The organism is Mannheimia glucosida (genome assembly GCF_046267875.1).
Taxonomy (GTDB): domain Bacteria; phylum Pseudomonadota; class Gammaproteobacteria; order Enterobacterales; family Pasteurellaceae; genus Mannheimia; species Mannheimia glucosida.
The window spans coordinates 173,743-194,285 of record NZ_CP176502.1 but is presented as its reverse complement, the minus strand read 5'-3'; the positions used below and the strand labels follow the sequence as shown (position 1 = coordinate 194,285).

Sequence of the window (20,543 nt, the reverse complement as noted above, 5' to 3'; positions counted from 1 at the left end):
AATATGTACGCAGTTTTCCAAAGTGGCGGCAAACAACACCGAGTAAGTGAAGGTCAAGTAGTTCGTTTAGAAAAACTTGAACTTGCAACTGGTGAGAAAGTTGAATTTGACTCAGTGTTAATGGTCGTTAACGGTGAAGATGTTAAAATCGGTGCACCGGTTGTAGCAGGTGCAAAAGTAGTGGCTGAAGTTGTCGCACAAGGTCGTGGCGAGAAAGTTAAAATCGTTAAGTTCCGTCGTCGTAAACACAGCCGTAAACAACAAGGTCATCGTCAGTGGTTCACAGAAGTGAAAATCACTGGGATTCAAGCATAATTTCAGAGGAGATCTAGAAGATGGCAACTAAAAAAGCTGGTGGTTCAACTCGTAACGGTCGTGATTCTGAAGCTAAACGCCTTGGTGTTAAACGTTTCGGTGGTGAATCTGTATTAGCAGGTAGCATTATCGTTCGTCAACGTGGTACTAAATTCCACGCAGGTAGCAATGTAGGTATGGGTAAAGACCACACTTTATTTGCAACTGCTGACGGTAAAGTTAAATTTGAAGTGAAAGGCGAGAAAAGCCGTAAATATGTAAGCATCATCGCTGACTAATCATTTCAAAATCAATAAGAGACCTCGCCAATGGCGAGGTTTTTTGTATTTTAAGATTTCCAAATATAGAAAACATAGAATAGAAAAAGGAATTTCAGCAATGAAACAACGCCCTTTACTTGGTTTTTCACTTGCATTAACCGCAGCAATGACGTGGGGAACGTTACCGATTGCCGCCCAGCAAGTATTGAAAGTGATTGATGCCCAAACCTTGGTTTGGGTCAGGTTCATTGTGGCATCAGTAGGGCTGTTGCTGATACTAGGATTTGCAAAACGTTTACCTAAATTGACCGCTTGTAGCAAAAAAGAACTCGGTTTAATTTTGTTAGGGGTGTGCGGTTTGTCAGCAAATTTCTTTTTGTTTGCAGAGGCTCTGCACTATGTTTCACCCACTACCAATCAAGTATTGTGGCAGTTAGCTCCATTTTCGATGATTCTATTAGGCGTATTGTTGTTTAAAGAAAAGTTCGGCTTGTTTCAAAAGATCGGCTTTATATTATTGATAGTCGGGCTTATCGCATTCTTTAACGATAAATTTGCTGAAATTTTACAGCTCAACACCTACGCTCTCGGAGTTTTATTGAGTGCCGGAGCCAGCCTGATTTGGGTGCTATACGGCGTGGCTCAAAAATTATTATTATCGAAATTTAACTCTCAGCAAGTGCTGTTTATTATTTACATTGGCTGTTCACTACTGATGCTGCCATTTGCCACTCCGGCACAGTTAGGCAATCTTGAAGGCAGTTTTCTGTGGGGTTGCTTTATTTATTGCTGTTTGAATACCTTAATTGGCTACGGTTCATACGGTGAGGCGTTGAATCATTGGGATACCTCAAAGGTAAGCATTGTAACCACGATGTTGCCAATTTTTACCATGATCTTTTCCAACCTTAGCCACTATTGTTATCCGCATATTTTTGCAAAGCCGGATATGAATTGGATCAGTTATCTTGGGGCGTTGGTGGTCGTCAGTGGGGCGATTTTAGCGATTGCAGGCGATAAGTTATTTAGGCGTAAATAAAAATTACAAGCGGTTGTAAATGGAGAAAAATTTACAACCGCTTGCTTTTAAATCACTCCAAGCGTTTCAAGGGCGTATAGAATGCCGTCTTCCTCAATCGGCTTGGTGATGAAATCTGCCACCGCTTTTAATTCCGGCACGCCATTACCCATTGCCACACCAACCCCTACGGTTGGAAGCATTTCCAAGTCGTTAATGCCATCGCCAAATGCCATCGCATTTTCAATCTCAATATTCAATGTCGCCAATACATCTTGAATACCGCGTGCTTTCGAGTTCTCTTTTCTAAGAATATCTACTGCATGCGAATGCCAGCGAGCCTCTTTTAAATCATTTGCAAAAATTCCGCTGTTTTCGACCGCTTGTTTCTGCTCTTCGGTGTAGAACAGCAACATTTGCACAATTTTCTCTTTTTCGTAGTAGTGTGGATCGATCAAATAATTCGGTGTGATCGGTAAAACTGCTTCGTGCACAATCGGATTTGTGGCGGAAACCGCAACGGTCATTGGCGTAATAAACGCATACGGAATACCCAAGGCATTGGCTTTTTCAATGATGCGTTCAATTTGCTCACGGCTTAACGAATAATCACTAATCATTTGATCTTTATAGAAATTATATTGCCCGTTAATAGTAACAAACAGCTCAAAGCCGGTTTCAGGGTTTAAATAAGGTTTGAGTGCTTCAGGGAAACAGCCGTGATTTCTGCCGGTGGCAATAGCCGGAATAATGCCTTTAGCTTTTAAACGAGGCAGCACCTGCTCGGTAATTGATTTTGGAATATAGGCTTTATGTTTTACATAGAGGGTGTCATCAATATCGAAAAAGACAATTTTGATCGGTTTTTGGAGGGATTTCATCTCGGTTTCCTTTTATGTGTGAATGAGGAGATTTTACTCTTTTTTCGAGCGATGTCACAAAAATAGCCGGAAAAAATAAGGCTAAATTTGATAATCTGCAAATAAAAGGAGGAAATGTGAATCTCTTTGGGTTTCGTTGCTTTCGTTGTGATAATCCACTCGCTATTGGTGTGCAAGGTGTTTGCAGCCATTGCCAAAAACTGCTAAAGCCTACGCCTTATTGCCGTCATTGCGGAATGAGTGCGGTGGAGTATCGAAATAGTTGTGGATATTGTTTAAAAAATGAACCGAAATGGCATAAGTTAGTGAGGGTAAATGAATACCGACCGCCGCTTTCGCATTGGGTACATCAATTCAAATTTCAGCAACAGTATTGGTGGGATCAAGCCCTCGCCCGACAATTACTACTGGCAATTAAGCAAGCTCAACGGGAACAAGTTCTGAGCTTGCCTGAAGTAATTATGCCTGTGCCACTTTTTTGGCAACGGCATTGGAAAAGAGGGTTTAATCAAAGTGAATTATTGTGTAATTGGCTGGCAAAGTGGTTACAGATTCCGCTGGATACACAGAGTTTGCAACGTATAAGAGCAACCGTCTCACAAAGAGAATTGACCGCTGCTGAACGGCGGAAAAATCTACGTGGGGCGTTTTGCTATCAACCGTTAAAAGCCTATAAACGAGTGGCGATTGTTGATGATGTGCTTACCACCGGCTCAACTTTAAATGCAATTTGTGCCGAGTTATTAAAAGCAGGGGTAGTGGAAATTCAAGTTTGGGTGTTGGCGAGGGCTTAATTGTTTATTAATGGTAAATAATCTATTTCATAACGGCTGGATTGTGAAGTGTAGGTTTTTAAAATAGAATGCCTGCCTCAATCAATTGACCTTTATATCACAATTTATTTTAAGGAAAGCAAATGAACTCTACTTTAACAAATTTACAACCTTTAGCGTTTTTAATCACCCGTGTTGTTGCCGGTTATATGTTTTTATTACACGGCACTGCGAAGTTTTTTGAATTTCCAATGTCGATGACCAACGGAAACGGCAGCGTACCCCTTGCCTCCATTTATGGTGTAGGCGGTATTTTGGAAATTGTGGGCGGAATTTTCTTTATTTTAGGTCTATTTACCCGCCAAACAGCGTTTATCCTTTCAGGTATGATGGCATACGCGTTCTTCATTGTTCACGGAGCTCAAGGCAATGTACTATTACCTTTATTAAACGGCGGTGAATTAGCAGGCGTGTATTCGGTATTATTCTTAACCTATATTTTTATCGGTGGCGGAAAATACTCGTTAGATGCAAAACTCTTTAATAAAGCCTAATTCGTTATTTTGATAAATAAGCAAGCGGTCAGATTTGGTAAAAAATTTACTTAATCTGACCGCTTGTTTTTTTGTTAAAATTAAATTAGCACATTTGCAACAGCGATGCCGACAATACAGGCAGTAATTACGCCAACTAAACCCGGAGCCATAAAGCTGTGGTTGAAGTAATATTTACCGATTTTAGTTGTACCGGTTACGTCAAAGTTAACGGTTGCGATATCAGACGGATAATTCGGAATAAAGAAGTAAGCATAAGTTGCCGGCATTAAACCAACTAATAATGGAGCAGGCAAGCCCATTGCAATGCCTACCGGTAATAACATTTTTGCGGTTACGGCTTGGCTGTTTACTACTACAGATACCGCAAACAAGGCGAAGGCGAATGTCCAAGGTTGGGCTCGAACCATTTCTGTTACCCCTTCTTTGAACGCCGGCATCGCGTGGGTAAAGTAAGTATCGCTCATCCAAGCAATCCCGAAAATTGCAATGGTTGCTACCATACCGGATTTGAATACAATACCGTTTGGTACTTTTTTCGGGTCGGTTTTGGTTAAAATTAAGATTAAACCACCGAAAGTTAACATCACGATTTGAATGATTTGATCCATACCGGCAACTTTGCCTGTAGCTGCGACAGTTGGCTTAATGGATGGAATCATTGCAATAATCACAATGGTTGCAATAGCAGCTAAGAATAGATAAACCGAGTTTTTCGCACTTGATGGTAGTTTTTCGTCTAAAGATGTTGCACTCGTTTGCTCGATTTGTTTGCGTAGCTCAGGGTCTTGCATACGGCGTTGATACTCAGGATCGTCTTCCAACTCTTTACCACGACGTAAGCTATATAATGACATCGCAATCACACCACAGAAGGTTGCGGTGATGGTTACGCCGACTACATTCAATAAAGTCACCCCTTCAAAGCCTGGTAATTTAACGATTTCGGTTAAGTAATAGGCAACTGCAGCAGAAAGTGGGCTACCGGTAATACCTAATTGTGAAGCAACAGAGGCTGCTGCCATCGGGCGTTCCGGGCGAATTTTATTTTTTAAGGCAATATCACCGATAATCGGCATAATAGAGTAAACCGAATGCCCTGTGCCGAGCATTAAGGTCATCAGATAAGTGACAAGTGGGCCAAGAAAGGTAATACGTTTTGGGTTGCTACGCAAAATGCGTTCGGCAACTTGCAACATAAATTTCAAACCGCCAGCGGCTTCTAAAATAGAGGCACAAGTGACTACAGCCAAAATCACAAGCATTACGCTAATTGGCGGAGCGGAAAGTGGCATTCCTAAGAAGAACACTTCAACGAATAAGCCGATACCGGAAACCACCCCTAAACCGATGCCACCGTAACGGCTACCTGCATATAAAAAGGCTAATAAAAGTAAAAATTCTGCATAAAGCATAAGAACCTCATTAAAAATTAAAAGATATTTACTAGGTGTGAGTTTACTCCTAGCTATTTTTTATTACTTTGAAATAAATCAAAAATAAATAACTATAAAGGGGAGTATGAGCAAATTTACTCGTTTTGAGATTACGTTTCAAGATGCTAAAATTTCAATTCGTTATATTTAGGGGTAGTTTTATTTATCTTAGCTAAGAAAAAGCAAATTCTGTTTGCTATGGGTGAATTTTTATGCAATTATTTTGCATAAAATAAATTTTAATGTTTACAGGGAGAAACAAAATGGCATTTAACTTAAAAAACAGACATTTATTAAGTTTAGTAAATCACACCGAGCGTGAAATCCGCTTTTTATTAGACTTGGCTCGTGATTTAAAGCGTGCGAAATATGCAGGTACAGAACAGCAAAAATTAAAAGGTAAAAATATCGCTTTAATTTTTGAGAAAACCTCGACCCGGACACGCTGTGCCTTTGAAGTGGCAGCTTACGATCAAGGCGCTCACGTTACCTATATTGATCCAACCTCCTCGCAAATCGGGCATAAAGAATCAATGAAAGACACTGCCCGAGTGCTAGGTAGAATGTATGATGCAATTCAATATCGTGGCTTTAAACAATCGGTAGTACAAGAGCTTGCCGATTATGCAGGTGTGCCGGTGTTTAACGGTTTAACCGATGAATTCCACCCAACTCAAATGTTGGCGGACGTGCTAACTATGATCGAAAACTGCGAAAAACCGCTTAGCCAAATCAGTTATGTCTATATCGGCGATGCTCGCAATAATATGGGTAATTCGCTACTATTGATTGGAGCGAAATTGGGTATGGACGTGCGGATTTGCGCCCCGAAAGCCTTATTACCGGAAGAATCATTCGTGAAAATGTGTGAAAAATTTGCAGCGGAATCTGGGGCAAGAATGACGGTAACTGAAGATATTGAGACTGCAATCAAAGGTGTAGATTTTGTGCATACGGATGTCTGGGTTTCAATGGGTGAGCCGTTAGAGAGCTGGGGGGAGCGAATTGAGTTATTGATGCCTTATCGAGTAACCTCTGAATTAATGCAAGCAACCGGCAACCCGAAAGTGAAATTTATGCACTGCTTACCGGCGTTCCACAATAGTGAAACTAAAGTCGGCAAAGAGATCGCCGAAAAATATCCTGCACTGGCAAACGGCATTGAAGTAACGGAAGAGGTGTTTGAATCGCCAATGAATGTGGCATTCGAGCAAGCAGAAAATCGAATGCACACTATTAAAGCGGTAATGGTAGCAAGTTTGGCATAATAGCTAAGTCTAAAAAGCGGATTATCTTGGGTGGTAATCTGCTTTTTAGCTTAAGGTTAGATCATCGTAGCTGAAGAAGATTTGTGGAAAACACTAACCCGGGGAGTAAATTAAAAATTCAAATAAAAATCTTGGGTAAGTCTTTTAAACTCAGTAGTGTAACAATTATCTAGATCATAGATGATCAGCTCTTTATGTTCACGCTTTTGCTTGTTTAAACTAAAACTCACTATACTGCGTTTAGCCAATTTGCCGCTCTTGGTAAAAATTAACCATTGTTCAACACAATACAGTCCAATTTGTTCACTTTGGTCAACTAATTTTTCTGCAGCTGCTATAGGTAAAATCAGTGTAATTTTCCCGTTCTCTGCTAACCATGATTTTGCTTTTGCTAGCCAATTCAAGTGGCTGTAATGGCTAATTGAGCGAGCTAAATCTCTTTCTGAGGTTCGAGTTGCAAGTGAATCTGCAAAATAAGGCGGGTTACTAACAATCAAATCAAATTTCTGTTCAAATACCTGCTGCATCACATCACCTTGCAAAACAGAAATCCGATTTGCCCATGCAGAATTTTGGGCATTTTCGACCGCTTGTTGGTAAGCATTTGGTTCAAGCTCCAATGCAGTAATGTGACAATAATCATCTGTTCTCTGAGCAAGCATAAGTGCTACTAAACCAGAACCTGTACCCAGATCTAAAATATTCTGACAATCTTTTAGGTGAGCAATCGCCCCTAATAAAATACCATCCGTATTCACCTTCATAGCACATTTGTCGTGCTGAATAAAAAACTGCTTAAATTGAAATCCTTGCGACATATCCATCTAAATAATTAACCCCTGATAATCTTTAATTATCAGGGGTTAATTATATTATTGCAACTTAGTTACAAGAACAACCTTGTGCGTAGTCTGAACATTCAGCACAAGCTGCAGTGAACATCCATACTAATTTTTCTTGTTCTTTGATGTAATCACTCATTTGAGAGGCAGTACCTTCATCGTTTGCATCATTTGCTAGAGCAAGAATTTCACGTTGTTGTCCTAGTAATGTTTTGAAGCCATTTAAAGTACCACGTAAACATTCTTGTGCAGCTGAAACACCAATATGTTCTTGAATTTGTGACTGGGTTAAATATTGGCTGAACGCATTTTGAGGTGTGTGACCTAAGGTTAAAATACGTTCTGCAATTTCATCTACTTTTGTCACTAAATCATCGTAGATTTCTTCAAATTTTGCATGTAATTCAAAGAAGTTCACACCACGTACGTTCCAATGGTAGCCACGTACATTAGTGTAAAACACTTGGTAAGTAGCTAATAAACCATTTAACTCATCTGCTAATTTTTTTGCGACTTCTTTATCTAAACCGATATTTGACATTGCCATAATATGCTCCTCTTAATTGTTAATCTTGAAAAATTTTAGATACTGCTTATTTAATTTATTACTATATTACAATCCAAAATGAAAACTAGCAAATGGTTATAATATATACTTTTTATAGGTAAAACCTATCAACATATACATCTTGAATGATAATGGCTATCAAATTTATTTTTATTCAATTGGTGCAACTTCTTCAGTAGGGATTGGTTGCTTCCCTTCAGCTTCTTCTGCTTTAGCCTCTATATTTTCTTTTTTCAGCGACAGTGCATCCCAAACACTCGGTTTTTCTGTAGCCACTACATTACCAGCACTGGTGCAATAACGCTGACCTTTATCTCGCCAAACTGGAATTTGTCTGCCACTATCGCAATTCCAGCTACCATAGCTATTAATCCCCACCCATTGCATCGTATTAAGTTTCGGTAATCTATACGCCTGAGGCAAGGCTCTCTCAAGATATTGCTTATACACATACAATGCACCACTTGAACCGGTGAGGTTGGTATCCCCATTGTTATCTTTACCCAGCCAGACGGTCGTGACGTGTTCGCCATCAATTCCCACAAACCAAGTGTCTCGAGCGTTATTGGTTGTACCGGTTTTGCCGGCTAATTTTAATTTTGCAAAATCGTTTTGTAGGCTACGAGCCGTGCCTCGTTCCACAACCTGCTGCATCGCATACATTGTTTGCACCGCAGCTTCCGGTGGAAGCACCTGCTCGCTCACTTTGCCGCTATCTCGCTGATAGAACATTTCGCCATTGTGCGAAATAATCGCCTCTATCGTAGTTAATGGCGTTTTCAGCCCTTCGTTAGCAATGACTTGGTAAGAACGTGTTACATCGTAAGGCGAAATCGAATATGAACCCAGCAAGGTTGATGGGTAAGGTGGAATTTCTGCATTATCCCAGCCCATCTCTTTTTGTTTGGCAATGACTTTTTTTAAGCCAACTTTCATACCAATATTCACCGTTGGAATATTCAGAGAGCGGACTAAGGCGTCCATTAACATCACCGAGCCACTAAAACTGCGGTCGTAGTTACGGGGTGTCCAGTAGGTTGAACCAACCTTAATTGAAATTTGTTTATTTTGGATCGGTGTATTTAAACGGAATAATTCAGGCTGTGCCAAGGCAATTGCATAAACCGATGGTTTGACTAAAGAACCAATTTGGCGTTTTGACTGAATCGCACGGTTAAAGCCGGCAAATTGGGTTAAGCGGTCTCCTACTATCGCCCTCACTTTACCTGTGCGGTATTCCGCCACGACAATCGCCGATTGCAAATCGCTGACTTTTTTATTTTTACTTTCCAGATCTTCCAAACCGGTAATCACTGCTTGTTCGGCTGAACGTTGCTGTTTACGGTCAAGGGTCGTAAAAATTTTAGTACCGGAAAGTTGAGCTGACTTAATTTCGCCTAACTCATTTTTCAAATCAATGGTTAATGCCTGCATAAAGGCAGGTTGCTCACGGTAAATCGTGCCTTTTTCACGAATATTAAGCGGGCGGGAGCTTAACAGATCGTAAAGTTCTTGATTGATCACTTGATGATCCAGCAATAATCGCAACACCACATTACGTCGCTCTACCGCACCTTGCGGATTTCGCCACGGGTTATACAGTGATGGACCTTTTACCATTCCCACCAATAACGCAATTTGGTCTAAGCTAATCTCTTGGATCGGACGACCAAAATAGAATTGGCTTGCCAAGGCAAAACCGTGAATTTGGTAGCTACCGTTCTGCCCTAAATAAATTTCGTTGAGATAGGTTTCTAAAATGCGGTTTTTATCATAGCGAAAGTCCAAAATTACCGACATTAAGGCTTCATTTACCTTACGCACCAAAGATCTTTCATTGCTTAAGAACAAGTTTTTCACTAACTGTTGCGTTAAGGTACTCCCACCTTGCACCGTTCTGCCGGCTTGGTAGTTAGTGATTAATGCACGGGCAATACCGATTGGGCTAATCCCATCGTGCTGATAAAAGCGGCGATCTTCGGTTAAAATCAGCGATTCAATTAACAAGCGAGGGTATTGTTGTAAGCGTAATGCTTGACGTTCTTCATCACTATCGGAATGCAGCAGCGCCAGTAATTTCGGATCCAAGCGGAACTCCTCGATCAACTTACCCTGCACCAAATCTTCAATATAAGTTAATTTATCTTGTTTGAAAGTTAAACGTAGCACTCGTTGCGATTCCGGTGTCTCTGGAAACGGGAAAGCACGGCGTAGCAACACCAGCTGATTTTCTTCAATTTTAAAATCGCCCGGTGTCGCAACTTGAGAAACTTGGCGATAGCCGTTATCCAGCAAAGCCTGCTTGGTTTGCTCGAGTGTCAAGTTATCTTCAATTTTAATGCTTTCAATACGAGCATACACCTCAGCCGGTAATTCCCATATCTGCCCATCCATTTTGCTGCGGATTTTACCGTCTAAATAAATGCCGTAAAAAGCCATACTGCAAGCACCGATCACCCCAATTTTGAATAAGGTTGAAAGGAAATAGTTTCGATTTTTCGGTTTTTGCTCAGGCTCTTGCTCGCTCTGCTCGTTTAACTCAACATCTGACATAAAATTAACTTAAATTAGAAAAGGTAAGCGGTCGATTTTTGCAAATTTTTTGCAAAATCGAACCGCTTGTATTTGCCGTCAATTATGGATTGCGGCGGAATTTGCTGAAGTCCGGCTCACGTTTCTCGTTGAACGCATTGCGTCCTTCTTGCCCTTCTTCTGTCATATAGAACAACATTGTTGCATTACCAGCAAGCTCTTGCAGACCAGCTTGCCCATCACAATCTGCATTCAATGCTGCTTTTAAGCAACGTAAGGCAATCGGGCTGTTTTGTAGCATTTCACGACACCAACGCACAGTCTCTTTTTCTAAATCAGCATAAGGCACAACGGTATTGATTAAGCCCATATCTAACGCTTCTTGTGCATTATATTGACGGCATAAGAACCAAATTTCACGCGCTTTTTTCTGACCGACTAAACGTGCCATATAGCTTGCACCCCAACCGCCGTCAAATGACCCCACTTTCGGGCCGGTTTGACCGAATTTGGCGTTATCTGCCGCAATGGTTAAATCACATAACATATGTAAAACGTGTCCACCACCAATCGCATAGCCGGCAACCATTGCCACCACCGGTTTCGGGCAGGTACGAATATCACGTTGGAAATCCAACACATTTAAGTGATGCACACCGCTTTCATCTTTGTAGCCGCCGTAATCGCCACGCACTTTTTGGTCGCCGCCGGCACAGAACGCATATTCGCCTTCACCGGTTAATACGATGACGCCGATTTTTTCATCAAAACGGGCATCAGAAAAGGCTTCAATCATCTCTTTTACCGTTTGCGGACGGAAAGCATTACGCACTTCCGGACGATTAATGGTGATTTTAGCGATACCGTCTTTTGATTTATGGTAACGAATATCGGTGTAACCTTCGCTGTGATCAACCCACTCAACCGGTGCATATAAAAATTCTTCGCTTGGATATAACATTGGTAAATTCCTTGAAAAATGACATAAAAAATTCTTGTGATTATAACGGAATCGGAGGAAAAAGGTGAGGAAATTATTTTGTGATCCGCCTCACAATTTTTCACATAGTTAATTGCCCTATTTTATAAGAGAATTAAAGTATTCGTATTTATATCTTTTTGATCATAGGGCTTTTATGTCGTTACTGAATTACTACCAAGACCCGAGCGTGTTGCACCTTAATACCACGCCACACCACGCTTATTTTATTCCGTTTGCCAAAGGGCAAACACCGAATCAGTTGGAACGGGAACAATCTGAACTCTTTACTTTGCTAAATGGCGATTGGAATTTTAATTTCTATCCAAGCCTGCACGATCTGCCTGAGGATTTCCTCAACGTTACATTTGCTCATACAATCCCCGTGCCGTCTAACTGGCAAACTCAAGGCTTTGATGCCCATCAATACACTAATATCAATTACCCGATTCCGTTTGATCCGCCTTATGTCCCACACCAAAACCCTTGCGGAGTGTATCAGCGTGAGATTACGTTTAACCCCAAATCCAACAAACGCTATTTGCTGAATTTTGAGGGCGTGGATTCGTGCCTGTTTGTCTATTTAAACGGCAAATTTGTCGGCTACGGACAAATCAGCCACAGCACCAATGAATTTGACATCACTCAACAGCTTAAACAGGGCAAAAACAGCCTCGTCGTGGTGGTACTAAAATGGTGTGATGGCAGTTATTTGGAAGATCAAGACAAATTCCGAATGTCGGGCATTTTCCGTGATGTCTATATTTTGGAACGTGAGCAAAACTACCTGCAAGATTTCTTTATCCGCTACCAGTTAAACACCGATCTTTCAAAGGCAGAACTCAAGGTGGAAACACAATTTTCCGCCCGAACCGAAGCCGTGCATTTTCAACTTTTCGACCCTGAAAACCGCTTAGTCTGCGAGCAAACAAGCGGTGATTTTTGCCAAGAAATTTGCAATTTACAGTTGTGGAATGCTGAAGATCCGACACTCTACAGCCTACGCTTGAGCTACCAAAACGAAATCATCGAGCAAAAAATCGGCTTTCGTCAGATCCGTGTGGAAAATGGCGTGCTACTATTCAACAACACCCCGATTAAATTTAAAGGGGTAAACCGCCACGATTCCGACCCGAAAACCGGCTACAGCATTAGCCGTGAGCAAGCACTGGCGGATTTACGCTTAATGAAAGCCCATAACATCAACGCCATTCGCACCGCCCATTACCCGAACGCTCCGTGGTTTAGTGAATTGTGCGATCAGCTCGGTTTTTACCTGATTGCCGAAAGTGATGTTGAATCGCACGGCTCCAGTGCGGTGTATATTGAAAGCCCGGAAAACAGCATTTTTCTCAATGTGCCAAACCCGAACAAGCAGGAAGAAATTCGCCAACAAGCGGTCGATAATTTCTGTTATTTTGCAAGAGATCCGCTGTTCAAACAGGCGATTTTAGATCGCAACATTGCCAATGTAGAAAGAGACAAAAACCGCACTTCGGTCATTATTTGGTCACTTGGTAATGAATCCGGCTTTGGTGAAAATTTTGAAGCCGCAGCCTGTTGGGTAAAACAGCGGGATCCGAGCCGCTTAACTCACTACGAAGGCTCAATTTACCAACATTCGGCACATCAAAACGATCTATCAAACCTCGATTTATACAGCGAGATGTACCCAAGCACCGAGCGGTTAGAGGAATATTTTGCCGACCCTGCCAACCACAAACCTTTTATCTTGTGTGAATATTCTCACGCAATGGGCAATTCAAGTGGAGATATGGAAGATTATTGGCAAACCTTTCAACGCTACAGCGGTGCGTGCGGTGGCTTTGTGTGGGAATGGTGTGACCACGCTCCACTGCTTCCAAGTTCCGAGCCAAATGCCGAAAAATACGGCTATGGCGGCGATTTCGGCGAAACCTTGCACGATGGCAATTTCTGTATGGACGGCTTAGTTTCCCAACAGCGTGTGCCACACAGTAATTTGTTAGAAGTGAAAAATGTGAACCGCCCGGTGCGAGCTGAATTAAAAGCGGGCAAAATTTGGCTGAAAAATCAGTTGGATTTCACCGATTTAGCTGATTATCTCACCGTACATTACTGTTTCAGCGAAAACGGCGAAACCACCCTGCAAGGGCAATGTTTGGTAAATTGTCAGCCAAATCAGACCGCTTGTTTACCGATAACTCTGCCCGAGCCTAACGGAAAATTACAGCTTTTAACCCTTGATTATTCTTTAAATGAAAGCACGGCTCTGTTGGAAAAAGGGCATCACTTAGGCTTTGATCAAATCACGCTGAATCAAGCGATGGTTGCTCCAGCCCTTGAGCCACGCCCGCAAGCGGTCATTTTTGTGCAAGATTTTGCAAATGAATGGCAGATTCAACACGGCGACTATCGCTACACTTTCGATAAACTCAAAGGCATTTTCAGCCGGATTGAGAAAAACGGCGAGGCGGTAATTGAGCAACCGTTGGATTTCAATATTTGGCGAGCCCCAACCGATAACGACCGTTTAATTCGAGAGTTTTGGCAAAAAGCAGGTTACGATAAATGCTACACACGGGCTTATCGTTCTGAGCTTACCCAAGATGAAAACGGCGTTACCATTGTGGCGGAATGTAGCATTGTAGCTACCGCTCAAAGCCGCATTTTAACGCTGGAAGTGGTTTATCATATCTCGCCCACAGGCGAAATCACGATAAAAGTCAAAGCCCAACGCCCGCCACATTTACCGTTTTTGCCTCGCTTTGGTTTGCGTTTCTTCCTCAATAAAGCCAATAACCAAGTAGAATATTTTGGCTATGGCGAGCGGGAAAGTTATATTGATAAACACCATTTGGCAAAGCTCGGCATTTATCGCCTCAATGCGAGAGAAAACCACACGGATTACCTCAAACCGCAAGAAAACGGTAGCCATTTCGGCACGCATTATGTGAAAGCACAAGATCTCGCTATTGTGGCGGAACAGCCGTTTAGCTTTAACCTTTCGTCTTATACTCAGGAAGAGTTGACCACTAAAACCCATAGTTATGAGTTACAAGAAAGTGGCTCAACGATATTGTGTGTGGATTACAAAATGAGCGGTATCGGTTCAAATTCCTGCGGCCCGAGCTTGAAAGAGCAGTATCGGTTAAATGAAACCAATTTTGAGTGGCTGCTCAAATTGAGTTTTTAACGAAAAATGCTCGTTCAATTAAATTTGAACGAGCATCTCCTTTATTATTTGAGCATAATATATTGTGTATTAATACTTTCTACTATATAACCGATATTGTCTTCAAATTTTAACTCAATATGTCTAAGCCCAAGTACCGAATTTCCTAAATCCATTTTGAGTAAATCGCCCTTAATCTTTTCTAAAACCTCAGTTTTGTGTTGCTGGGTAATAGATAAATGATGTTTGGCAAAGATCTTTTTCAAAATATCATTAATGTTAAATTCAATAGTAGCCCCAAGTCCTTTAAAGTAGATAACAAATTCAGTGGGGGCTTGTGTTATTGAAGAGCATTCTTGAGCTGTTTCTGTGTATTGATACTCAATATTTAATATATTCCCCTCAAAATGATAACCTTGAGAAAGGAGTTTTTGGCATAGCTTATTTTCTATTTTTTGATGGGAAAATGAATTAGGCCGATATAATTGGCTACTAAATATAATATATTCACGAGCATTTGCCATATCTGCTTTAGTTAAGCGAACCAGCTCAGAATTAGTAGCTTCAAAATAACGTGGGTCAGTATTTCTTTCTCTTATTTCACTCATTAAATCGTAGCTTGAATTTACGCCATATTTCTCTTTAAATTGTGCAGCAGGCATTCCTCTGGCAACATAGTGGAGCATTGAATAAAAATATTCGGCTTCATCTCGGTTTTCATTTAATGATTCTTGGTATTTAAGTACAGCTTTTGTGCTGATTTTGTTATTTACATCTAATAATTTGTGTTTTAGCAAATAGTTGTCCAACCGCTTGGTTTGATCTTTAAGCGCAACTGTTTTCGGATCTAAAATAAACACTGAAATTAAAATAATTGCTATCGACACTGCAGAAAAGAGACGATATTGCGCCAACTGCTTAAATAGTAATAAGGTATAGCAAATAGATAAGGTTATTGTACCAATCACTAAATAAATACGGGTTTCAGTTAAGCCATAATGGCTGAAGCGAATATAGATGGCATACCAAATTAATGTTAACGGCAAAAGTGCTAAATAGGCAAAGTGAGAATAAAACCACTGCCATTTTGCATTTTTTAGTAATAATTGTACCGCTTGTATAGCGAGGCCGAAAGCTAAATAGGGAAGTGCGACATTTGCAACAATTCCATCAGGCATTTTACCCTTAGTCGCAATAAAAATGACATAAGCATAAATAATTGCTGTGTAGATAATTAATGCCGGAGACAAAATCCAGTTTAGTAACATTTCACTAATGCGGTTTAGATATCTAGAATCATTGGTAGTCTGTTGTTCAAGAGTTAAAAATAAAACAGGGAATGCCCAAAAACTAGAAAAAATGCCGAATTTTTCAAAAATATGAAAGCTGTTTTGTTTATTTAAATCAAATAATACAATAATGGCTATGGTAATAGCACTCAACGTTGCAAAAATAATGCCAGATAAAACGGTAGCAAAGGTAATGTTGGCTAATTTATTAGTGGTTTCGGCTACAAAATAATGGTTGTTTTTGTGCCAATATTGACTAAGCAAACAAAGAAATGCACAAACTATGGTAGCCCAATAACGAGAATCTTCTAATAATGTCAGATTAATTTGATCAAAGAAAAAGGCAGTCGCTATTGGAATTGGGGTGAATAACCAATAAGCTTTGGTATCGCGTATAAGGTAAAGTAAAATAAAACAAATAGGGGAAAGTGCAATTAAATTTCGAAAGTGTCTAATTAATTCGTAGTCGCTTACGTTATTAATTAGTAAAATCGTGACGTAAGTAACGAATAAAATTTCCAATGGATGCTTAATGATGGTGCTTTTTATCATTAAGGTAAAGCGTTGTAGCTTACTTAGCATAATAGATCTCCTATGAAAGGAATATCTCACAGTATATATGTGAATAAATAATAGGTAAACAGTTTTAATCTTTATTTGTTTTTAGAGGTGAACATATTCATTAAAATAAGAAAGCCTAAGTTATTCAACTATAGGCTTTAAAAATAAATTATAACCAACCTTTACGTTTAAAATAAAGATAAGGAGCGGAGGCGGCAACAATCATTAAACCAATCGCCATTGGGTAGCCATATTGGAAATGAAGTTCCGGCATAAATTCAAAGTTCATACCGTAAGTAGAAGCAACCAGCGTAGCAGGTAGGAACATCACTGACACCACCGAGAAGAATTTCATAATTCGGTTCTGCTCAATATTGATATAACCCATTGCCGCTTGCATTAAAAAATTCACTTTTTGGAACAAGGATTCATTGTGCGGTTGCAGAGATTCAATATCTCGCATAATATCACGGGCTTGTTCTAGCTGATTATTCGGCAAACGGGTTTTACGCAGTAAGAAACTTAACGCCCGTTGCGTGTCCATCAAACATAAACGCACTTTTGAACTTGCATCTTCAAATTCAGTTAAGCGAGAAAGGGCATCATTGAAATTCTCATTTTCTTGCTGACCGTTTAGAATAACCCGACTTAATTTTTCTAAGTCGGCATAAACTTCTTCGATTACGTCTGCGAGCTGCTCGATTTTGGTCTCAAATAAATCGAGTAAGAGTTCATAGGCGTTGCTATCAATCAATTTCTCACGGCGGGAACGCATTCGATACAAGCGAAATGCGGGTAAATCCCGATCACGCAAGGTAAACAAACGCCCGTCACGAATAGTGAAGGCAACGGTGGCGATATCAGCGTAATCGTCATCATCTAAACAGTAAAAGAAAGAATGCAGGTGCAAACCGTCTTCATCTTCAAAAAAACGGGCAGACGCCTCTAAGTCTTCCAATTCACGTTCTTCAGCGAGCGTTTGGTCTAAGCGGTTTTCTAATACGGTTCGTTCAGCTTCTGATGGATCGATGAGATCAATCCAAATCGCATCATTTAATAAAGTTGGGTTAGTTTCATCAACGCTGATTAAACGTGCGTTATCTAGTCCAAAAGCACGGATCATGTTTAGCTCCAAATAGTTAGGAGGCTTGGAACAAAAAGGAACAAAGATACTAGGCGAGCATTACCGACCTTGTCGGTAACATTGAGGTTAGACAAGATAGGTTAAACGGGTAAGTATCGACTATGACTGTCCAAAATGTGTAATCCTCAAGAAAAAATAGTGTGCGAATGTTACAGAATTTGGCTTTTCTAGTCAAGAAAGCGGTTATTTACTTAAGAAAATTTGCAAAAAATTAAAGAAAAACGACCGCTTTTTTGCTATGGTTACGCCTAAATTTTGCAACTAGAGACAAGAAAATGAGCGATGTAGAACAATTAGCACCTAAAGATGAAGTGCAACAAGAAGTGCAACAATCGGCAGAAACTACCCACTTCGGTTTTAAAACCGTAGCGAAAGAAGAAAAACAGCAACTTGTAGCGAATGTGTTTCACTCGGTGGCAGGCAAATATGACCTAATGAACGATTTGCTTTCTTTTGGCATTCATCGGGTGTGGAAACGCTTTACTATTGATTGTAGCGGTGTACGTAAAGGGCAAAAAGTGCTGGATCTTGCCGGTGGCACGGGCGATTTTACTGCAAAATTCTCTCGCATTGTTGGTGAAAGTGGTGAGGTGATTTTAGCCGATATTAACAGCTCAATGTTGGAAGTCGGGCGGGAAAAATTACGCAATTTAGGCGTGGTTGGAAATGTGAGCTACGTTCAAGCGAATGCCGAATGCTTGCCTTTTGCTGATAACACTTTTGATTGCATTGTGATTAGTTTTGGTTTACGTAATGTCACCGATAAAGACAAAGCGTTGCGTTCAATGTTCAGAGTGTTAAAACCGGGCGGTCGCTTACTTGTTTTAGAGTTCTCAAAACCGATTATCGACCCAATCAGCCAGCTTTATAATTTCTACTCCTTTAACATTTTGCCGAAAGTGGGCGAAGTGGTAGTGAATGATGCTGAAAGTTACCGCTATTTAGCTGAATCTATCCGAATGCACCCGAAACAAGACGAGCTAAAAGCAATGATGGAGCAAGCCGGTTTTGAAAGCGTGAATTACTACAACTTAAGTGCCGGTATTGTGGCACTACATCGAGGTTATAAATTTTAGTTTTCTCTTAAATGACTCTCTCCCCTTGTGGGAGAGAGACAGCTTATGAGCTAGTGAAATAAGCAGAGAGAGGGCAAGCGGTCATATTTATTCAATATTTTGCAAATATTCCTCTCTCCCACAAGGGAAGAGTGTAAGTAGGTACTAATGTTAAATAATTTAAAACAACAATTAATGCTGCCACAATTTACCTTTGGCTTGATTGAAATCGCTTTTAATGCGTTACTTAAACGTTCGCCTCATATTGAGCTGAATTTGAAGAAATTGTCCGGAAAGGTACTAAAAATTGCCCTAACTTCGCCTAAAATCGACTTTTTTGTGTTGTTTAGCGAAAACCGAACCGATTGGCTTGGCAACTACGAGGGCGAGGCAGATTGTGCAGTACAATTGGCATTTGACACCCTACCGAAACTGGCGGATAAACAGAAATTAACCGAGCTGATTAATGATAAATCATTGGTGCTAACGGGCGATATTCAAGTGTTGCAACATTTCACCGCATTACTTGAACAGCTCGAAAAAGACCCTGCCGAGCTGCTTTCACCTTTTGTCGGTGATGTGGTGGCTCAAACTAGCACCGATCTCGCCAAAAAAGTGCTAGGCAAAATAAAAGCCCAATTTGAGCAAAATAATCAACATTTGGTTGAGAATTTAATCCAAGAAAGACCGGTGTTGGTGCATCGCCTGCAAGCAGTGAATTTCTACGACCAAGTTGAAGAACTAGCCCAACAAGCGGTTAAATTAGAGCAAAAATTCTCAAAATTAAATTTAACAAAATAAAATTGTGATATGGCTCGAAAAGTTGAGTGAAAGAAATTGCCTCCGTATAGATTAAGCATAAACTTAATTCAAAACGGAGGCTTTTATGTTAATAGAAACAACAATGATCCAAGACATTAAGCAAATTATTGCTCAAGCCCGTGAAAATGCCGTTCGGGCAGTCGATTTCCAACGTGTGCTGATGTATTGGCACATCGGAAAACGGATTTTTGAACAGGAGCAACAAGGGCAGGAGCGTGCTGATTATGGAACATACCTGATTAAAATGCTCGCAAAAGAGCTTGAGCCAGAATTTGGAAGTGGTTTTTGTAGCCGTCAATTAGAGCGTTATCGCCAGTTTTATCGTGCGTTTCCAATTGCGACCGCACTGCGGTCGCAATTGAATTGGACACAATATCGTCGTCTAATTCAAATCTCCGATTCTGACAAACGGGAATTTTATTTGGCTGAAAGTTGTAAGAATAACTGGAGTTCACGCCAGCTGGAACGGCAAATTAACAGCAGTTTATACGAGCGATTATTGCTCAGTAATGATAAGGAAAGTGTGCTTGCTGTTGCCAGAAATGAGCAGCAGCCGGTTGATCCGAAACAGATCATTAAAGACCCGATGGTGTTGGAATTTCTAGGACTAAAACGGGAAAGTGCCTATTACGAAAAGGATTTAGAGCAAGCCATTATTACCCATTTGCAAGACTTTTTATTAGAGCTGGGTAACGGTTTCTCGTTTGTTGCACGCCAAAAGCGTTTGCACCTGGACGGTGATGATTTTTTTGTCGATTTGATTTGTTATAACCGTTTACTTCAATGTTTTGTAATTTTTGAAATCAAAACTCACAAGCTCACCCATCAAGATTTGGGGCAACTACAAATGTACGTCAATTATTTTGACCGAGTTGAAAAACTGCCGCACGAAAATGCCACTATTGGTGTTTTGCTTTGTGCCGATAAAAATGATGCGGTGGTAAAATTTTCGCTACCTGAAAATCAGAATAAAATTTTTGCCAGCCAATACCAACTTTACCTCCCCTCTGAACAAACGCTGATTGCGGAAATGCAGAAAGAAATTGAGAATTTTGAGCAGAAATACCCACAGTAGCCTAACAAGCGGTTAAA

General features: G+C 40.5%; 18 protein-coding genes. 10 read left to right on the top strand and 8 right to left on the bottom strand.

Features of this window, described 5'->3' with window-relative positions; genetic code table 11:
- Positions 1–3 precede the first annotated feature (3 nt).
- The 3 genes from rplU (at position 4) to ACJ7Z2_RS01010 (ending at position 1,614) form a co-directional block, all read left to right on the top strand.
- Positions 4–315, top strand: coding sequence for a 50S ribosomal protein L21 (gene rplU / locus ACJ7Z2_RS01020; protein ID WP_006251992.1), 312 nt, complete (start codon positions 4–6; stop codon positions 313–315).
- Between the two features lie 20 nt (positions 316–335).
- Positions 336–593 (top strand): 50S ribosomal protein L27, encoded by a 258-nt coding sequence (gene rpmA / locus ACJ7Z2_RS01015; RefSeq protein ID WP_006249511.1) that lies wholly within the window; start codon positions 336–338, stop codon positions 591–593.
- Between the two features lie 100 nt (positions 594–693).
- The gene (locus tag ACJ7Z2_RS01010; protein WP_409500501.1) at positions 694–1,614 is read left to right on the top strand and encodes a DMT family transporter; all 921 of its coding nucleotides are present in this window, start codon (positions 694–696) and stop codon (positions 1,612–1,614) included.
- Positions 1,615–1,661: 47 nt separating this feature from the next.
- Here the strand turns inward: ACJ7Z2_RS01010 and ACJ7Z2_RS01005 are convergent, their stop codons facing one another.
- Positions 1,662–2,474: a Cof-type HAD-IIB family hydrolase gene (locus tag ACJ7Z2_RS01005; protein ID WP_409500500.1), complete on the bottom strand. Its 813-nt coding sequence runs from the start codon at positions 2,472–2,474 to the stop codon at positions 1,662–1,664.
- A 116-nt stretch (positions 2,475–2,590) separates the two neighbouring features.
- On the opposite strand from ACJ7Z2_RS01005, the gene ACJ7Z2_RS01000 reads away from it, so the two are divergent.
- Positions 2,591–3,268 carry a phosphoribosyltransferase family protein gene (locus ACJ7Z2_RS01000; protein ID WP_126301165.1) on the top strand — a complete coding sequence of 226 codons (678 nt, stop codon included), beginning with the start codon at positions 2,591–2,593 and terminating at the stop codon, positions 3,266–3,268.
- 122 nt (positions 3,269–3,390) lie between these two features.
- Positions 3,391–3,801: a DoxX family protein gene (locus ACJ7Z2_RS00995; RefSeq protein ID WP_021279633.1), complete on the top strand. Its 411-nt coding sequence runs from the start codon at positions 3,391–3,393 to the stop codon at positions 3,799–3,801.
- 80 nt (positions 3,802–3,881) lie between these two features.
- Here ACJ7Z2_RS00995 and ACJ7Z2_RS00990 read toward each other — a convergent pair whose 3' ends face one another.
- Positions 3,882–5,216, bottom strand: a complete 1,335-nt coding sequence (locus tag ACJ7Z2_RS00990) for an anaerobic C4-dicarboxylate transporter (protein WP_409500499.1) — start codon at positions 5,214–5,216, stop codon at positions 3,882–3,884.
- Between the two features lie 284 nt (positions 5,217–5,500).
- On the opposite strand from ACJ7Z2_RS00990, the gene ACJ7Z2_RS00985 reads away from it, so the two are divergent.
- The gene (locus ACJ7Z2_RS00985; protein WP_409500498.1) at positions 5,501–6,505 is read left to right on the top strand and encodes an ornithine carbamoyltransferase; all 1,005 of its coding nucleotides are present in this window, start codon (positions 5,501–5,503) and stop codon (positions 6,503–6,505) included.
- Between the two features lie 110 nt (positions 6,506–6,615).
- Here the strand turns inward: ACJ7Z2_RS00985 and ACJ7Z2_RS00980 are convergent, their stop codons facing one another.
- The 4 genes from ACJ7Z2_RS00980 to menB form a co-directional block, all read right to left on the bottom strand.
- A complete protein-coding gene (locus tag ACJ7Z2_RS00980; RefSeq protein WP_409500497.1) occupies positions 6,616–7,329 on the bottom strand; it encodes a tRNA1(Val) (adenine(37)-N6)-methyltransferase in 714 nt (237 codons plus the stop codon).
- 58 nt (positions 7,330–7,387) lie between these two features.
- Complete coding sequence (locus ACJ7Z2_RS00975; protein ID WP_409500496.1) at positions 7,388–7,894, bottom strand: Dps family protein; 507 nt, start codon at positions 7,892–7,894, stop codon at positions 7,388–7,390.
- A gap of 171 nt (positions 7,895–8,065) precedes the next feature.
- A complete protein-coding gene (gene mrcB / locus ACJ7Z2_RS00970) occupies positions 8,066–10,468 on the bottom strand; it encodes a penicillin-binding protein 1B (RefSeq protein WP_409500495.1) in 2,403 nt (800 codons plus the stop codon).
- An 82-nt stretch (positions 10,469–10,550) separates the two neighbouring features.
- Entirely contained in the window at positions 10,551–11,408 is an 858-nt protein-coding gene (gene menB / locus ACJ7Z2_RS00965; protein WP_006249501.1) for a 1,4-dihydroxy-2-naphthoyl-CoA synthase, read from the bottom strand.
- 175 nt (positions 11,409–11,583) lie between these two features.
- On the opposite strand from menB, the gene ACJ7Z2_RS00960 reads away from it, so the two are divergent.
- A complete protein-coding gene (locus ACJ7Z2_RS00960) occupies positions 11,584–14,601 on the top strand; it encodes a glycoside hydrolase family 2 TIM barrel-domain containing protein (RefSeq protein ID WP_409500494.1) in 3,018 nt (1,005 codons plus the stop codon).
- Between the two features lie 44 nt (positions 14,602–14,645).
- Here the strand turns inward: ACJ7Z2_RS00960 and ACJ7Z2_RS00955 are convergent, their stop codons facing one another.
- Together ACJ7Z2_RS00955 and corA are read right to left on the bottom strand one after the other, a co-directional pair.
- Positions 14,646–16,451 carry a DUF4153 domain-containing protein gene (locus tag ACJ7Z2_RS00955; protein WP_409500493.1) on the bottom strand — a complete coding sequence of 602 codons (1,806 nt, stop codon included), beginning with the start codon at positions 16,449–16,451 and terminating at the stop codon, positions 14,646–14,648.
- Positions 16,452–16,599: 148 nt separating this feature from the next.
- Complete coding sequence (gene corA, locus ACJ7Z2_RS00950; protein ID WP_409500492.1) at positions 16,600–17,553, bottom strand: magnesium/cobalt transporter CorA; 954 nt, start codon at positions 17,551–17,553, stop codon at positions 16,600–16,602.
- Positions 17,554–17,849: 296 nt separating this feature from the next.
- Here corA and ubiE point away from each other — a divergent pair, with 296 nt between their 5' ends.
- The 3 genes from ubiE (at position 17,850) to ACJ7Z2_RS00935 (ending at position 20,526) form a co-directional block, all read left to right on the top strand.
- A complete protein-coding gene (gene ubiE / locus ACJ7Z2_RS00945; RefSeq protein ID WP_409500491.1) occupies positions 17,850–18,650 on the top strand; it encodes a bifunctional demethylmenaquinone methyltransferase/2-methoxy-6-polyprenyl-1,4-benzoquinol methylase UbiE in 801 nt (266 codons plus the stop codon).
- Between the two features lie 147 nt (positions 18,651–18,797).
- Positions 18,798–19,430, top strand: a complete 633-nt coding sequence (locus ACJ7Z2_RS00940) for an SCP2 domain-containing protein (protein WP_409500490.1) — start codon at positions 18,798–18,800, stop codon at positions 19,428–19,430.
- Between the two features lie 85 nt (positions 19,431–19,515).
- A complete protein-coding gene (locus ACJ7Z2_RS00935) occupies positions 19,516–20,526 on the top strand; it encodes a YhcG family protein (RefSeq protein ID WP_409500489.1) in 1,011 nt (336 codons plus the stop codon).
- Positions 20,527–20,543 lie beyond the last annotated feature (17 nt).

What these genes read in the sequence shown, in the direction of transcription:
- rpmA (WP_006249511.1), top strand. Translation starts at nt 336, where the DNA reads ATGGCAACTAAAAAAGCTGGTGGTTCAACTCGTAACGGTCGTGATTCT.
- ACJ7Z2_RS01005 (WP_409500500.1), bottom strand. Translation starts at nt 2,474, where the DNA reads ATGAAATCCCTCCAAAAACCGATCAAAATTGTCTTTTTCGATATTGAT.
- ACJ7Z2_RS00940 (WP_409500490.1), top strand. Translation starts at nt 18,798, where the DNA reads ATGTTAAATAATTTAAAACAACAATTAATGCTGCCACAATTTACCTTT.
- ACJ7Z2_RS00955 (WP_409500493.1), bottom strand. Translation starts at nt 16,451, where the DNA reads ATGCTAAGTAAGCTACAACGCTTTACCTTAATGATAAAAAGCACCATC.
- menB (WP_006249501.1), bottom strand. Translation starts at nt 11,408, where the DNA reads ATGTTATATCCAAGCGAAGAATTTTTATATGCACCGGTTGAGTGGGTT.
- ACJ7Z2_RS00990 (WP_409500499.1), bottom strand. Translation starts at nt 5,216, where the DNA reads ATGCTTTATGCAGAATTTTTACTTTTATTAGCCTTTTTATATGCAGGT.
- ubiE (WP_409500491.1), top strand. Translation starts at nt 17,850, where the DNA reads ATGAGCGATGTAGAACAATTAGCACCTAAAGATGAAGTGCAACAAGAA.
- ACJ7Z2_RS00995 (WP_021279633.1), top strand. Translation starts at nt 3,391, where the DNA reads ATGAACTCTACTTTAACAAATTTACAACCTTTAGCGTTTTTAATCACC.
- ACJ7Z2_RS00960 (WP_409500494.1), top strand. Translation starts at nt 11,584, where the DNA reads ATGTCGTTACTGAATTACTACCAAGACCCGAGCGTGTTGCACCTTAAT.
- ACJ7Z2_RS00980 (WP_409500497.1), bottom strand. Translation starts at nt 7,329, where the DNA reads ATGGATATGTCGCAAGGATTTCAATTTAAGCAGTTTTTTATTCAGCAC.
- ACJ7Z2_RS01010 (WP_409500501.1), top strand. Translation starts at nt 694, where the DNA reads ATGAAACAACGCCCTTTACTTGGTTTTTCACTTGCATTAACCGCAGCA.
- corA (WP_409500492.1), bottom strand. Translation starts at nt 17,553, where the DNA reads ATGATCCGTGCTTTTGGACTAGATAACGCACGTTTAATCAGCGTTGAT.
- ACJ7Z2_RS00975 (WP_409500496.1), bottom strand. Translation starts at nt 7,894, where the DNA reads ATGGCAATGTCAAATATCGGTTTAGATAAAGAAGTCGCAAAAAAATTA.
- ACJ7Z2_RS00985 (WP_409500498.1), top strand. Translation starts at nt 5,501, where the DNA reads ATGGCATTTAACTTAAAAAACAGACATTTATTAAGTTTAGTAAATCAC.
- rplU (WP_006251992.1), top strand. Translation starts at nt 4, where the DNA reads ATGTACGCAGTTTTCCAAAGTGGCGGCAAACAACACCGAGTAAGTGAA.
- mrcB (WP_409500495.1), bottom strand. Translation starts at nt 10,468, where the DNA reads ATGTCAGATGTTGAGTTAAACGAGCAGAGCGAGCAAGAGCCTGAGCAA.
- ACJ7Z2_RS00935 (WP_409500489.1), top strand. Translation starts at nt 19,516, where the DNA reads ATGTTAATAGAAACAACAATGATCCAAGACATTAAGCAAATTATTGCT.